This window comes from Pseudomonas sp. S32, assembly GCF_016648095.1.
In the GTDB taxonomy this organism is placed as follows: domain Bacteria; phylum Pseudomonadota; class Gammaproteobacteria; order Pseudomonadales; family Pseudomonadaceae; genus Aquipseudomonas; species Aquipseudomonas parafulva.
Map to the genome: position 1 here is coordinate 41,652 of NZ_JACVVF010000026.1, position 16,947 is coordinate 58,598.

A 16,947-nucleotide genomic window follows, 5' to 3' on the forward strand; every position below is an offset into this window, starting at 1 on the left:
ATCGACCGCATCGTCACGGTTGTGCCCGGTGGAGCCAGCAACGTGCAGGAGATCTACCCCCTGGCGCCGTTGCAGCAGGGTGTGCTGTACCACCACCTGAGCGCCGAGCAGGGCGACCCCTACCTGCTGCAAACCCGCCTGGCATTCGACAGCATCGAGCGCCTGCTGGCCTGGGCCGGCGCCCTGCAACAGGTCATCGACCGCCATGACATCCTACGCACCGCCGTGCTCAGCCAGGGGCTGCCGCAGCCGGTACAGGTGGTGTGGCGCAAGGCTGAGCTGAGTGTGTGCGAAGTGACGGACCTGCCCCACCAGCCCGGCATGGCCCGCATCGAGCAACTGCATGCCCGCTTCGACGCGCGCCACCACCGCCTGGACCTGGCCCAGGCGCCACTGGCCCGTTTGTATTACGCCCTGGACCCAGACAATCACCAGGTGGTCGCGGTGCTGCTGTTCCACCACCTGGCCCTGGACCACACCGCCATGGACGTGGTCACCCACGAGATGCGGGCGCTGCTGTTCGGCCAGGGGCAGACCTTGCCGCCACCCGTGCCTTACCGCAACTACGTGGCCCAGGCCTGCCTGGGCGACCAACAGGCCCATGAAACCTTCTTCGACGCCATGCTCAACGATGTGAGCGAGCCGACCCTGCCGCTGGGGTATGCCGACGTGCAGGGCGACGGCGGCGGAATCGAGCACGCGGCATTGGCACTGGACGCTGCCTTGGCCGTTGACGTGCGCAGCCAGGCCCGGCGCCTGGGTGTCAGCGCTGCAAGCCTGATGCACCTGGCCTGGGCACGGGTGCTGGGCGTGCTGGCCAACCGCAGCGACGTGGTGTTCGGCACGGTGCTGATGGGGCGCCTGCAGGGCGGCGAGGGCGCCGACCGGGCATTGGGCATGTTCATCAACACCTTGCCCCTGCGCATCGACACCACGCTGGGTGCAAGCAACGGGGTACTGGCCACCCACCGCAACCTGTCAGCGCTGCTGGCCCACGAACATGCGCCCCTGGCGCTGGCCCAGCGCTGCAGTGGCGTGGCGGCAGGGGTGCCTTTGTTCAGCGCGCTGCTCAACTACCGGCACAGCAGCGACGGCGGCGCGGCGTCGGAGGGTTTGTGGGAGGGCGTGCGCCTGTTGGGCGGTGAGGAGCGTAGCAACTACCCGCTCACCCTGAGCGTCAACGACCTTGGCACCGGGTTCACCTTCAACGTGCTGGCCGTGCCTGGCATTGGTGCGCAGCGGGTGGCCAACTGGATGGTCACCGCGGTGCAACAGTTGGTGCGTGCGCTCGCACAGCAGCCGCTGGCGCGCGTCGATGGCTTGTCGATCCTCGATGACGACGCCCGTCGCCAGGTGCTGGGTGCGTTCAATGCCACCGCGCAGCTGTACCCACAGGGCCAGACCGTGCATGGCCTGGTCGAAGCCCGCGCCGTGGCCTCCCCGGAGGCCACCGCGGTGTGCCAGGGTGATGAGGTGCTGACGTATGGCGAGCTCAACCAGCGTGCCAACCAGCTGGCCCACCGCCTGATTGCGGACGGTGTGCGCTGTGGCGACCGCGTCGCCTTGTGCCTGAACCGCACCGTGGAGCGCATCGTTGCCCTGCTGGCCGTGCTCAAGGCCGGCGCCGCCTATGTGCCGGTCGACCCGGCCTACCCGCCAGCGCGTATCGCCTACCTGCTGGCCGACAGCGCACCGGTGCTGGTGCTCACCCAGTCGGGCATCGGCGGCCTGCCTGCCCAGTTGCCGCGGCTGGACCTGGACAACCCCGATACTTGCTTCAGCCGCGCCGATAACCCGCAGGTGCCCGACTTGACACCGCGCTCACTGGCTTACCTGGTCTACACCTCGGGCTCCACGGGCCAACCCAAGGGCGTGATGATCGAACACCACGCCCTGGCCAACCTGGTGCACTGGCACTGCCAGGCGTTTGCCGTGCAGGCCGGCACCCGCACGTCCAGCGTGGCCGGTTTTGGTTTCGACGCCATGGCCTGGGAGGTGTGGCCAGCCCTGTGTGCAGGTGCCACGCTGCACCTGCCGCCTGCCTACCTGGCCAACGAGCACGTCGAGGCCTTGCTGGACTGGTGGCTCGAACAACCGCTCACCGTCAGCTTCCTGCCCACCCCGGTGGCCGAACACGCGCTGCGCCGGCCACGCCAGCATGCCACCTTGCGCACCCTGCTGGTGGGCGGTGACCGCCTGCGGCATTTCGACCGCGACCCAGGGTTTGCCGTGGTCAACAACTACGGCCCCACCGAAACCACGGTGGTGGCCACCTCGGGCACCCTGCTGCCAGGGGGCGCGCTGCATATCGGCCAGCCCATCGCCAATACCCGGGTCTACGTGCTGGACGAACAGCGTCAGCCGGTACCGGTTGGCGTCACTGGCGAGCTGTACATCGGCGGCAGCCAGGTAGCTCGTGGTTATTTCAACCGCCCCGAGCTGACCGAGGAGCGCTTCCTGGCAGACCCCTTCAGTCGCCTGCCAGGGGCGCGCATGTACCGCTCCGGCGACCTGGTGCGCTGGAACCCCGACGGTACCCTGGACTACCTGGGCCGCAACGATGACCAGGTGAAAGTGCGCGGCATGCGCGTGGAGCTGGGCGAGATCGAAGCCGCGCTCAAGGCGCAGCCGGGCATCAAGGATGCCGTGGTGCTGGTGCGTGGCGAGCGCCTGTTGGGCTGGTTCACGGAAACCGCACCCGTGGCCGTAGAGCACCTGCGCCTGGCCTTGCAGGCTTGCCTGCCGGGCCATCTGCTGCCGCAGGCACTGATGCGGCTGGGCACGCTGCCGCTGACCAGCCATGGCAAGCTCGACCGCGCGGCCTTGCCCGAGCCACAAGCAGGCGACCTGGCCCAACAGGGCTATGAGGCGCCGCTTGGGCCAACAGAAACAGCCATGGCCCAGGTATGGGCGCAGGTGCTGGGCGTAGAGCGGGTAGGGCGGCACGACAACTTCTTCGAGCTGGGCGGCCACTCGCTGCTGGCCGTCAGCCTGATCGAGCGCCTGCGCGAGGCCGGTTTGCCCACCGATGTGCGGGTGCTGTTTGGCCAGCCGACCGTGGCCGCACTGGCGGCCGAGCTGGGCGGCGCGCGGCAGGTGGTCATCCCCGAACCGGGCATCCCTGCAGGCTGTACCCAGATCACCGGCCACATGCTGGCGCTGCTGGAGCTGGACCAGGCAAGTATCGACCGCATCGTCGGCGCGATCCCCGGTGGTGCTTCCAACGTGCAGGACATCTACCCCCTGGCGCCGCTGCAGGAAGGCATCCTCTATCACCACCTGAGCGCGGCCGACGAAGACCCCTACCTGCTGCAATGGCGCATCACCTTCGACAGCCTGCCAAGGTTGCAGGCCTTTGCCGGCGCCCTGGACCAGGTGATCGCCCGCCATGACGTGCTGCGCACCGCGGTGCTGTGGGATGGCCTGGCGCAGCCTGTGCAGGTGGTGCTGCGCAAGGCGCGCAGCGTCGTAGTGCAGGTCGATTCGCTCGATGACGCAGGCCGCCTGCCGTTCGACCTGGCGGCAGCACCCTTGATCCGCCTGTTGCATCAGGCAGGTGAGGGGGCCGTTGAGGCGATGCTGCAATTCCACCATATCGTGCTCGATCACACCGCGATGAAGGTGGTCTTGCAGGAGATCCGCGACCACCTGCAAGGCACCGTGCCCGCCCAGGCCCCGGTGCCCTACCGCAACTACGTGGCCCAGGCCCGCCTGGGCATCAGCGAGGCGGAGCACGAAGCGTTCTTCCGCGCCGAGCTGGCCGATATCGACGAGCCCACCCTGCCTTACGGGCTGGCCGGCGTGCACAACGGCGCCAGCGAGTTCCACCTGGCCCAGGCGGCGCTGCTGCCTGAGCAGTACCAGCGCTTGCGCCACCTGGCCCGCCAACTGGGGGTGAGCGCCGCGAGCCTGGTACACCTGGCCTGGGCGCGCTGGGTGGCAGCCACCAGCGGCAAGGCTGACGTAGTGCTTGGCACCGTGCTGCTGGGGCGCCTGCAAGGCGGCGAAGGTGCCGGCGGCGCCTTGGGCATGTTCATCAACACCTTGCCGTTGCGCCTGAACCTGGACGGCGTGAGTGTGCAGGCCGGCGTGCAACTGGCCCATCAGCGCCTTGCCGGCCTGCTGAGGCACGAGCACGCCCCCTTGGCCCTGGCCCAGCGCTGCAGCGCCGTGGCGGCGCCCACGCCCCTGTTTGGCGCGCTGCTCAACTACCGCCATGGCGCCAACGCCGAAGAGCGCCAGGCATGGGACCAAGCCCTTGCCGGGGTGGCTGTGCACGCTGCCGCCGGGCACGGCCACTACCCCATCAGTGTCAACGCCGATGACCTGGGCGACGGCCTGCGCATTACCGCACAGGTGTGTGAGCCGGTGCAGGCCGGGCAGGTCTGCGAGCAATTGCTGCAGGTGCTGGCAGGCCTGCTCGACGCGCTCGAACAGCAGCCTTCGCTGCCCGTGCAACAGCTGCCGTTGCTGGATGCGCAGGCGCGTGCGCCGTTGCTCGGCAACCACGCCGCGTACCCACATGACCTGGAGCAGACGCTGCATGGCCTGTTCGAGGCCCAGGTGCGCAGCACACCAAACGCCATCGCCGTGGTGGAGGGTAACCAACAGCTCACCTACAGCCAGCTCGACGGGCGGGCGAATACCCTGGCCCATCACCTGATCGCCCTGGGTGTGCAGCCGGATGACCGCGTGGCCATTTGCGTCGAGCGTAGCGCGCCCCTGGTGGTCGGCCTGCTGGGCATTCTCAAGGCAGGTGCCGCCTATGTGCCGGTAGACCCTGGTTATCCAGCTGCGCGCCTGCGCCACATGCTGTGCGACAGTGCACCGCGGGCCGTGCTGGTGCAGGGGGCAACGGTGACGGTGCCGCTTGCCGCCCAGGCACCTGTGGTCGACCTGGATCACCCGTCCCTGGCGCAGCTGCCCACCACAGCCCCGCAGGTACCCGGCCTGAATGCCCGGCACTTGGCGTACGTGATCTACACCTCTGGCTCAACCGGCCTGCCCAAAGGGGTCATGGTGGAGCACCGCAACGTGGTCAACCTGGTGCACTGGAGCCGTCGCCTGTGGCCGGCGTCGGGTGAGCGGGCGGTCATGCACAAAACGCCGATCAGCTTCGATGCCTCGGTGTGGGAGCTGTTCTGGCCGCTGTGCAGTGGCCTGCGCCTGGTACTGGCGCGCCCTGAAGGTGAACGCGACCCGGCCTACCTGGCGCAGTTGATCCAGGCCCAGCAGGTGAGTGCGGTGCAGTTCGTGCCCGCATTGCTCCAGCAATTCGTTGAACAGCCCGAAAGCCGCCACTGCTCATCGCTCACCGATATTCTGTGCGGCGGCGGGGAGTTGACCGCCGCCCTGGCTGCGCAGGTACGGCAGTGCCTGCCCCAGGTTCGCCTGCATAACGTGTACGGGCCCACCGAAACCACGGTGGATTGCAGCCTGTGGACACTGAAGCCAGATGCGCCAGTACCCAGTGGTGCACTGCCCATCGGCAAACCCATCGACAATACCCGCCTCTACGTGCTCGATGCCTACGACCAGCCCGTGCCCGCTGGCGTGGCCGGGCACCTGCACATTGGTGGGGCCGGGGTCACCCGCGGTTACCTGGGCCTGCCCGAGCAGCAGGCCGAGCGGTTCATCGCCAACCCGTTCGTGGCCGGTGAGGGGCTGTACCGCAGCGGCGACCTCGCGCGCCTGGACGCCGACGGCAACCTGGTGTTCCTCGGCCGCCTGGACCAGCAGATCAAACTGCGCGGCCTGCGCATCGAGCCGGGCGAAATCGAGGCGTGCCTGTTGCAGGTGCAGGGCGTGCGCGAGGCGGTGGTACTGGCTGTAGACGGCACACGCCTGGTGGCCTGGTACACCGGCACGGCACTGCCCGCAGACACCCTGCGCCAGGCGTTGGCGGCGCAGTTGCCCGAGCACATGGTGCCAGCCGTATACATCCCGCTCGAGCGGCTGCCATTGACCCCCAACGGCAAACTCGACCGCCAGGCACTGCCGGCGCCGGACGTTGCAGTGCAGGGGCGACGCTACGAGGCGCCAGTAGGCGCAACCGAGACGTTGCTGGCACAACGCTGGGCCGAGCTGCTGGGAGTGGCGCAGGTTGGCCGGCATGACAACTTCTTCGAACTGGGCGGCCACTCGCTGCTGGCAGTGAGCCTGACGGCGCGGCTGCGGCTGGAAGGCCTGCAGGTGGACGTGCGCACCCTGTTCGGCCAGCCGACCGTCGCCGCGCTTGCGGCCACGCTCAGCCGCAGTGAGCAGGTGCAGGTGCCCGAGAACCGCATCCCGCCTGATTGCGCCCACATCACGCCCGACATGCTGAGCCTGATCAACCTGGACGCTGCAGCCATTGCACGCATCGTTGCCCAGGTACCCGGCGGCGTGGCAAACATTCAGGACATCTACCCCCTGGCACCGCTCCAGGAAGGCATTCTTTATCACCACCTGTCCGCCGAGCACGACCCATACGTGCTCTACTCACGCCTGCGTTTCGCCAACCTGGACCGCCTGGATGCCTTTGCCAGCGCCCTGGACAAGGTGATCGCCCGGCATGATGTGCTGCGTACCGGCATCTTGTGGGAAGGCCTGCCGCAGCCGGTGCAGGTGGTGGTGCGCCAGGCCAGCCTGGCGCGCATGGCCTGTAGCGACCCGTGGAATGCTGCGAATGAAGCCCCGCTGCTGGGCATCGCCCAGGCGCCGTTGATTCGCCTGTTGTACGGCGAGCGTGATGGCGAGGTCCAAGCCACCCTCCAGTTCCACCATATCGTGCTCGACCATACGGCCCTGGAAGTGGTGGGCGAAGAACTGACGGCGTACCTGGGTGGCGCGCCGGCTCCGGTAAAGGCCTCGGTGCCATACCGCAACTACGTGGCCCAGGCTCGCCTGGGTGTCAGCCAGGGCGAGCACGAAGCGTTCTTCACCGGGCAACTGGCGGATATCGATGAGCCGACACTGCCGTTTGGCCTGAGCGACGTGCAAGGCGATGGTCGCCACCTGGACGAGGCCAGCCTCACACTTGCGCAGGCGCTCGCCAGCGGGCTGCGGCAACAGGCGCGCCTGCTGGGTATCAGCGTTGCCAGCCTGTTCCACCTGGCGTTCGCCAGGGTTCTGGCGGCTGCCAGTGGCAAGGCACCGGTGGTGTTCGGCACCGTACTGCTGGGCCGCCTGCAAGGCGGTGAAGGGGCCGAGCGTGCCCTTGGGATGTTCATCAACACGCTGCCGCTGCGTGTGGAACTGGCCGGCCACGGCGTGCGCGATGCGGCCCGTGATGTGCATCAGCGCCTGAGCGGGCTGCTGGCCCACGAACACGCCTCGCTGGCCCTGGCGCAACGGTGCAGCGCTGTGGCCGCGCCGTTGCCGCTGTTCAGCGCCATGCTCAACTACCGCCATGGTACCCCGCCGGGCGCCGACCGCGGGGCGGCTTGGGCAGGCATCGAGGTACTGGACGGGCAGGAACGGACCAATTACCCGTTGAGCCTCAATGTGGATGACCTGGGGCAGGCCTTCCGCCTGGTGGCCACGGCGCCTGCCGAGGTAGGCGCACTGCGCATCTGTGGCCAGGTGCACCAGGTGCTGGAGGCGCTGGTTGACGCACTGCAGCAGGCGCCGGACCTGCCGGTGCAGCAACTGCCTGTGCTCGAAGCCGAAGAGTGCAACCGGGTACTCACCGGCTTCAATGACACTGCCGTGAATTACGACCTGGAGCACACGCTGCACGGCTTGATGGAGGCGCAGGTACAACGTACACCAGAGGCCATCGCGGTACAGGCCGAGGAGGGCACGCTGACCTACGCCCAGCTCAACGCCCAGGCCAACCGCCTTGCTCACCATTTGATCAGCCTTGGTGTCAAACCCGATGACCGGGTGGTGATCTGCGTGGAACGCGGGCTGGCGATGGTGGTAGGCCTGCTGGGCATTCTCAAGGCAGGCGCCGCGTATGTACCGGTGGACCCGGACTATCCAGCAGAACGTATCCGCCATATGGTCAGCGACAGTGCGCCCGTCGCCATCCTGGTACAGGGTGCAACGCGTCACGTGCTTGAACAGGGTGTGCGAATTGACCTTGACGCCCCCCTGGACCGTGGGCTTCCTGATACCAACCCACAGGTTGCAGGGCTCACGCCGCAGCATCTGGCCTACGTGATCTACACCTCAGGCTCGACCGGCTTGCCCAAAGGCGTGATGAACGAACACCGCGCCGTGGTCAACCGCCTGCTGTGGATGCAGGATGCGTACGGCCTGGGTGCCGAGGACGTCGTCCTGCAAAAAACGCCGTTCAGCTTCGACGTGTCCGTGTGGGAATTGCTGTGGCCACTGCAAACGGGTGCCAAGCTGGTGATGGCGCGTCCGGGCGGGCATCGTGATCCGCAGTACCTGCAACACACTCTCGAACAGGAGCGCGTCAGCACGCTGCACTTCGTGCCGTCGATGCTGGAAGTGTTCCTGTCTGCGCTTGCCGCAGGCTGGCAGGCCCCTGGGTTGAAACGCGTGGTGTGCAGCGGTGAAGCGCTGGCGGGCAGCCTGGTACGGCGGTTCCACGCGCAACTGCCGCAGGTGGAGCTGCACAACCTGTACGGCCCGACCGAAGCAGCGGTAGACGTCAGCGCCTGGCACTGTGTGACGGCCCCGGATAACACCCCAATCGGCACACCCATCGCCAACACCACGCTGTACGTGCTGGACGCACAACGGCAACCGGTACCACACGGCGTCGCCGGGGAGCTGTACATCGGGGGTATCCAGGTGGCCCGGGGCTACCTGAACCGCCCAGAGCTCACCGCTGAGCGCTTCATCGATGACCCGTTCAGTACGCAACCCGGTTCACGCCTGTACCGCACCGGGGACCTTGCACGGCACTTGCCGGATGGCAACCTGGAGTACCTGGGCCGCAACGACGACCAGGTGAAGCTGCGCGGCCTGCGTATCGAACTGGGTGAGATCCAGGCGGGGCTGACCCGCATCGAGGGCGTCAATGAAGCGGTGGTCATCGCCCGCGATCAGCGTCTGGTGGCCTACTACACGGGCGAGCCGCAAGCGGTCGATGACCTGCGTAGTGCCTTGCTGCTGCACCTGCCGGAATTCATGGTGCCGGCGCAGTTCATGCACCTGCCGGCATTGCCGCTGAGCCCCAATGGCAAGCTGGACCGCAAGGCCCTGCCAGAGCCCGGCGCCGTGGCTGATCGCCCCTATGAAGCGCCCGAGGGCGACACCGAAACCCTGCTGGCGGCACTCTGGTGCGAGTTGCTGGACGTGGAACGGGTAGGGCGCCACGACAACTTCTTCGAACTGGGCGGCCACTCGCTGCTGGCGGTAACCCTTACTGCACGCCTGCGCGAGCAGGGCTTGCAGGCCGACATCCGGGTGCTGTTCGGCCAGCCAACGCTGGCGGCCCTGGCAGCTGCCTTGGGCAGCGAGTGTGCCGTGGTGGTGCCGGCCAACCGCATCGTACCGGGCTGCACTCGCATCACCCCGGCGCTGCTGCCACTGGCCAGCCTTTCGCAAGCTGCTATCGACGGCCTGGTCAGGCAGATCCCGGGCGGCGTCGCGAACATTCAGGACATTTATGGCCTGGCGCCCCTGCAACAGGGCATTCTGTACCACCACCTGGCCAGCGAGGGCGTGGACCCCTACGTGCTGCAGGCCCGTTTCAGCTTCCCGACCCAGGCCGAGCTGGACGCTTTCGCCGCAGCACTTGACCAGGTCATCGCGCGGCATGACGTGTTGCGTACCAGCATTCACTGGCACGCGCTGGAAGAGCCGGTACAGGTGGTATGGCGCGAGGTGCCGGCACTGCAAACCGCACACGGCGGCGCCCAGGCAGACCAGGGGCTGAACCTGAACCAGGCGCCGCTGCTGCGGCTGGTGCCCGAGCAAAGCGACGCGGGGCTGCAGGCAACCCTGCTGATCCACCACATCCTGCTGGACCACGCCGCCGTCGAGCAGCTGGTGGCTGAAATCACTGCCGTGCTGCAACACCAACCGCTGGCATTTGCCAGCGTGCCGTACCGCAACTACGTGGCCCAGGCACGGTTGGGCGCGGACGCGGCAGCGGACGAAGCGCTGTTCAGCGAACTGCTGGGAGACATCGACGAACCCACAGTGGTGTTCGGCCTCACGGATGCCCTGGCCAGTACCCGCGAGGTGCTGGAAACGCGCCATTCGCTGCAACCGCAGGTGTCGGCGCAACTGCGCGCGCAGGCCCGGCAGTTGGGCGTCAGTGTCGCCAGCCTGGTGCATCAGGCCTGGGCACAGGTACTGGCACAACTGAGCGGGCGCGAAGAAGTGGTGTTCGGCACCGTGCTGTTGGGCCGCCTGCAGGGCGGTGCAGGGGCCGAACGGGCGCTGGGCATGTTCATCAACACCTTGCCGCTGCGGGTCAGCGCAGGCGGGGCAGCAGTGGCCGACGGCGTGCGCCTGACCCACCAGCGCCTGGCCCGGTTGCTGGCCCACGAGCAGGCCTCGCTGGCACTGGCCCAGCGCTGCAGCGGTGTTGCGCCTGGGCAGGCACTGTTCACCAGCCTGCTGAACGTCCGCCACAGTGCAGCGCCCAAGGCCGCGCTCAGCGACGCCTGGCGCGGCATCGAGCAGGTCGCGGCCATCGAGCGCAGCAATTACCCGCTGGTGGTCAACGTGGACGACACCGGCGACGGCTTCACCCTTACCGTACAGGCCGTGCCACAAGTCAACGGCGAACAGGTCTGCCACCTGCTCAGCCTTGCCCTGGCGCAATTGGCCGAGGCGCTGCACCACGCGCCCGGCACACCGCTGTGGCAGCTGCGGCAGTTGTGCGCAAGCGACCGTGAGCAGGTGCTGGAGCGCTTTAACGCCACCACCCGCGATTACCCAGCCACGCAGCCGGTGCATCAGCTGTTCGCGGCCCAGGCCGCGCGAGCGCCCGAGGCCTGCGCGGTGGTTCACGGCCAACAGCAGTGGACCTACGGCCAGCTGCAGCAGCACGTCAATCAGCTGGCCCATCACCTGCTCGGCCTGGGTGTGGCACCTGGCGATGCGGTGGCCCTGCTGCTGCCACGCGGGTTCGACCTGCTGGCCGCGCAACTGGCCGCCAGCACCTGCGGCGCGGTGTATGTGCCGCTGGACAACAACGCACCCATCGAGCGCCTGGCCTATATGGTCGGCGACTGCGGCGCCCGGGTATTGCTCACCCTGGCCAGCGAGCCGCAGGTAGCATGCACCGTACGTGTAGAACTGGACCGCTGCCCGCTGGCGGGCTACGCGGCTAACGCCCCAGGCATCACCGTCAGTGCACAGGGCCCGGCCTATGTCATGTATACCTCCGGCTCCACGGGTGAGGCCAAAGGCGTGCTGGTGACGCACCAGGCCATTGCCCGCCTGGTGATCAACAACGGCTTCGCCACCTTCAACGCCCAGGACCGGGTGGCCTTCGCCTCCAACCCGGCGTTCGATGCCAGCACCCTGGAAGTGTGGGCGCCGCTTCTCAACGGGGGTGCCGTTGTGGTGGTAGACCAGCATCAGGTGCTGTCGCGCGAGGCGTTGCGCGAGGTGCTGATGGAGCAGGCCGTCAGCGTGCTGTGGCTCACCGCTGGCCTGTTCCATCAGTTCGCCGATACCCTGCTGCCAGCCTTTGCCCAACTGCGTTACCTGATGGTGGGCGGTGATGTGCTGGACCCGCAGGTGGTGCAGCGTGTGCTGCAAGGCGGCGCCCCGGCGCATCTGCTCAATGGCTACGGGCCGACCGAAGCGACCACGTTCAGCACCACCCATGCCATAACCGCAGTCGATAGCGGCAGCATTCCGATCGGCAAACCCATCGGCAACAGCCGCTGCTATGTGCTCGATGCCCACCAGCAACCGCTGCCTGTGGGGGCGGTGGGCGAGTTGTACTTGGGCGGCGACGGCGTGGCCCTGGGCTACCTGGGCCAACCCGAGCTCACCGCCGAGCGTTTCAGCGCCGACCCCTTCAGCAGCAACCCGGCAGCGCGCATGTACCGCAGTGGCGACCTGGCCAGCTGGCAGGGCGACGGCACCTTGCGCTACCTGGGCCGGGCCGATCAGCAGATCAAGCTGCGTGGGTTCCGCATCGAACTGGGTGAGATCGAGGCGCGGCTGGCGCTGTGCGACGGTGTGCGCGACGTCGCCGTGGTGCTGCGTGAAGACCCGCCGGGTGGCAAGCGGCTGGTGGCGTATTTCACCGCCGCTGCCACCGTACCTGACATTGCCGAACTGCATACCCGCTTGCAGGCGCAGTTGCCCGACTACATGCTGCCGGCTGCCTACGTGCACCTCGACGCACTGCCGCTCACGGCCAATGGCAAGCTCGACCGCCGCAGCCTGCCGCTACCGGGCCGCGATGCCGTGGTGAGCCGTGGGTTCGAGGCCCCCCAGGGCGAGGTGGAAACCACCCTTGCAGGCATCTGGGCCCAGGTGCTGAACGTGGAGCAAGTGGGGCGCCACGACCACTTCTTCGAGCTGGGTGGCCACTCACTGCTGGCTGTGACCCTGGTCGAGCGCATGCGCCAGGTTGGCTTGAGCGCTGATGTGCGCGTGCTATTCGCCCAACCGACCCTGGCGGCACTGGCCGCGGCGGTTGGCGAAGGCCGCGAGGTACAGGTGCCGGCCAACGCAGTGCCCGCCGATGCCTGCAGCATTACCCCGGCCATGCTCAGCCTGATCGACCTCGACCAGGCCAGCATCGACCGCATCATCGCAACTGTGCCGGGCGGGGCGGCGAATGTTCAGGAAATCTACCCCCTGGCACCCTTGCAGGCGGGCATCCTGTTCCACCACCTGAGCGCCGAGCACGGCGACCCCTACCTGCTGCAGTCCCGCCTGGCGTTCGACAGCCTGGCGCACCTGCAGCGCTGGGCCGATGCCCTGCAAGTTGTGATCGAGCGGCATGACATCCTGCGCACGGCAGTGGTCAGCGAAGGGCTAGACCAGCCGGTGCAGGTGGTGTGGCGTACCGCCCGCATGAGCGTGACCGCCATCTCTGGCCTGGGTGAGCAGGGCGTGCTGGCCGCCTTGCAAGCACGTTTCGACGCGCGTCAGCAGCGGCTGGACCTGACCCAGGCACCGATGATGCGCCTGGTGCACGCAGCCGACCCTGTCAACCAGCGCGTGGTGGCCATTTTGCAGTTCCACCACCTGGCCCTGGACCACACGGCCATGGAGGTGATCGCCGGCGAGATGCAGGCGCTGTTGACGGGCCGGGCAGGCCAACTGGCAGCACCGGTGCCCTATCGCAACTATGTGGCTCAGGCGCGGCTGGCCGCAGATGAGGCTGCGCACGAGGCGTTTTTCCGCGACATGCTGGGCGACCTGGACGAGCCGACGCTGCCGTACGGCCTGGCCGATGTGCAGGGTGAAGGGCATGCCATCGAAGAAGCTCACCTGGGTATCGACACGCAACTGGCCCTGCGCCTGCGCGAACAGGCCCGGCACCTTGGGGTAAGCCTGGCCAGCCTCGCCCACCTGGCTTGGGCGCGGGTACTGGGCGCCCTGGCCAACCGTACGGATGTGGTGTTCGGTACGGTGCTGATGGGCAGGTTGCAGGGCGGCGCAGGGGCTGACCGGGCGCTGGGGGTGTTCATCAACACCTTGCCCCTGCGCATCGACCTGGCCGTGCCGGTAGCCCAGGCAGTCAGCATGGCCCACCAGCGGCTTTCGGCGCTGCTGATGCACGAACATGCTTCACTGGCATTGGCCCAACGCTGCAGCGGGGTATCCCCGTCGCTACCGCTGTTCAGTGCGCTGTTCAACTACCGTCACAGCAGCCTGGTGCACAGCGACGCCGCGGGTGCGCTGCAAGGCATGCGCTTGCTGGGCGGCGAGGAGCGCAGCAACTACCCGCTGACCCTCAGCGTCGATGACCATGGCGAAGGCCTGAGCCTGAGCGTGTTGGCCCAGCGAGGGATCGAAGCCACGCAGGTTGCCAAGTTGATGAACCAGGCACTCGGTGCCCTGGCAGATGCCTTGCAACGTCCGGGCGATAGCGTGGCAGCCGAGTTGCCGGTGCTCGACGCCGGCGCCCGCCAGCAGGTACTCGAAGGCTTCAACGCCACTGCCCGGGCTTACCCCGCCGGGCACACCGTGCATGCCCTGGTCGAGGCCCGGGCGGCGCGCAGCCCGCAAGCGGCTGCCTTGGTGCAGGATGGTCAAGTGCTGAGCTACGGCGAACTCAACCGCTGCGCCAACCGCCTTGCCCATCATTTGATCGACGGCGGTGTAGGGGTGGGTGACCGGGTCGCCCTGTGCCTGCCACGCAACCCGCAGCGGCTGATCGCCTTGCTGGCTGTTCTCAAAACCGGTGCGGCCTATGTGCCTGTCGACCCGGCGTACCCGGCCGAACGCATCGCCTACCTGCTGGCAGACAGCGCCCCGGCACGGGTGCTGGTGGATTCCACCACCCGCGATCGGGTGGGCGGCGCGGCCTGCACGGTGCTCGACTGCGAGCGCTGGCAAGGCATGGCCGACCACAACCCGCAGGTAAACGGCCTGGATGCCGGGCAACTGGCCTATATCATCTACACCTCCGGCTCTACCGGGCAGCCCAAGGGCGTGATGGTGGAGCACGCGACCCTGGCCAACCTGGTGCACTGGCACTGCGAGGCGTTTGCCGTGGGTGCAGGCACCCACACCAGCACGGTGGCCGGGTTTGGCTTCGACGCCGTGGCCTGGGAAGTGTGGCCTGCATTGTGTGCCGGGTCCGCGTTGCACCTGCCGCCGGCGTGTATTGCGGGCGAGCACGTGGACGAACTGCTGGACTGGTGGCTGGAACAACCGCTGGCGGTGAGCTTCCTGCCCACCCCGGTGGCCGAGCAGGCCCTGCGCCGGGAGCGTCAGCACCCGACCTTGCGTACCTTGCTGGTCGGTGGCGACCGCCTGCGCCAGTTCGAGCGCGACCCGGGCTTTGCGCTGGTCAACAACTACGGCCCCACCGAAACGACGGTGGTCGCCACGGCCGGGCGCTTGATGGCGGGTGGCCTGCTGCATATTGGCAAGCCCATCGCCAATACCCGGGCCTACGTGCTGGATGCCCACCGGCAACTGGTGCCGGTGGGCGCGGTGGGTGAGCTGTACATCGGTGGCGCCGGTGTGGCCCGTGGCTACTTCCAGCGCGAGGCCTTGAGTACCGAGCGCTTCCTGGCCGACCCGTTCAGTGACGTGGTCGGGGCACGCATGTACCGCACGGGCGACCTGGTGCGTTGGAACCCGGAGGGCACCCTGGACTACCTGGGCCGCAACGATGACCAGGTGAAGGTGCGCGGCGTGCGCGTGGAGTTGGGCGAAATCGAGGCCACACTGGCCGCACAGCCTGACGTGGACAATGCCGTGGTGCTGGTACGCGAAGACCGGCTGCTGGCCTGGTACACCGGGTCTGCGGCCGTGGCCACCCTGCGCCAGGCGTTGCAGGCGAGCCTGCCCGCACACCTGGTGCCGCAGGCCTTCACCCCGATGGCTGCACTGCCCCTGACCAGCCACGGCAAGCTGGACCGCAAGGCCCTGCCGGCCCCGGACCTGGCGCAGCTGGCAAGCCGCACCTACGAGGCGCCGCGCGGCCCAGTGGAGGTTGCGCTGGCACAGGTTTGGGCTGAGCTGCTGGGTGTCGAGCAGGTGGGCCGGCATGACAACTTCTTCGAACTGGGTGGCCATTCGCTGCTGGCTGTAAACCTGACGGCACGTTTGCGCCGCGACGGCCTGCAGGTGGATGTGCGCACGCTGTTCGGCCAGCCAACCATCGCCGCGCTGGCCAGCACCCTTGGCCAGGCTGGCACCGTGGAGGTACCGCCCAACCTGATCCCAGCAGGCTGCGAGCAGATCACCCCGGCGATGCTGCCCCTGATAACACTGCAGCAGGCGGCCATCGAACGCATCGTTGCCCAGGTGCCAGGTGGGGCCGGCAATGTGCAGGACATCTACCCCCTGGCTCCGCTGCAGGAGGGCATCCTGTACCACCATCTCAGCGCAGCGGGGCACGACCCGTATGTGTTGCAGACACGGTTCGTGTTCGACAGCCGCGGCCACCTGGACAGGTTCGCGGCAGCGCTGGACAAGGTCATCGCCCGGCACGACGTGCTGCGTACCGCCATTTTCTGGGAGGGGCTGCCGCAACCGGTACAGGTGGTTCTGCGCCAGGCCCGCCTGCCTCGGTTACTGCAGCAGGCCGAGCCCGAGGCGTATCCGCAGGCATTCGACCTTGGCCAAGCGCCATTGATGCGCTTGCTGTACAGCGAGGCGGCAGGTGAGCAGGCCGTGGAGGCGACCCTGCAGTTCCACCATATCGTCATGGACCACACGGCCATGGAGGTGGTCGCCCAGGAGTTGATCGGCTTCCTGCAAGGCGATGGCGAACCCGCACGCCCCTCGGTGCCCTATCGCAACTACGTGGCCCAGGCACGCCTGGGCATCAGCCAGGCCGAACACGAGGCGTTCTTCCGGGCGCAACTGGGTGCGGTCGACGAACCGACCCTGCCGTTTGGCCTGGGCGATGTGCACGGCGATGGCCGTGCGCTGGAGGACGCCCAGGCATGGCTCGACCCCGCCTTGGCCGGGCGCTTGCGCGCTCAGGCACGGCAGGCGGGCATCAGCGTGGCCAGCCTGTTCCACCTGGGCTGGGCGCGCCTGTTGAGCGCCGCCAGCGGGCAGGGCAGTGTGGTGTTCGGCACTGTGCTGCTGGGGAGGCTGCAGGGCGGTGAAGGTGCTGAACGGGCCTTGGGCATGTTCATCAACACCTTGCCACTGCGTGTCGACTTGGCGGATCTGGGGGTGGCAGCCGCTGCCCGCGCCGCGCATCAGGGGCTGAGCGAGCTGCTCGCCCACGAGCATGCCTCGTTGGCCCTGGCCCAGCGCTGCAGCGGCGTGGCTGCACCCTTGCCGCTGTTCAGCGCCATGCTCAACTACCGCCACAGCACCCAGGCCAGCGCTGACCAGCGCCAGGCCAGTACGGGCATGTCCATACGTGACAGC

The 16,947-nt window shown here is 67.9% G+C and carries 1 protein-coding gene and 1 pseudogene (1 of these 2 cut by a window edge); both read left to right on the forward strand.

Features of this window, described 5'->3' with window-relative positions; all coding sequences use genetic code 11:
- A pseudogene (locus IAE38_RS24355) lies at nucleotides 1-1,296 on the forward strand (condensation domain-containing protein); the annotation flags it as partial.
- A protein-coding gene (locus IAE38_RS15435; protein ID WP_442968300.1) for an amino acid adenylation domain-containing protein crosses the window boundary here: on the forward strand, nucleotides 1,279-16,947 show its 5' portion. Its footprint extends 1,980 nt past the window's final position; the window shows 15,669 of its 17,649 coding nt (coding positions 1-15,669); the start codon lies at nucleotides 1,279-1,281; its stop codon lies off the right edge, out of view. The pseudogene IAE38_RS24355 and the gene IAE38_RS15435, both read left to right, overlap by 18 nt.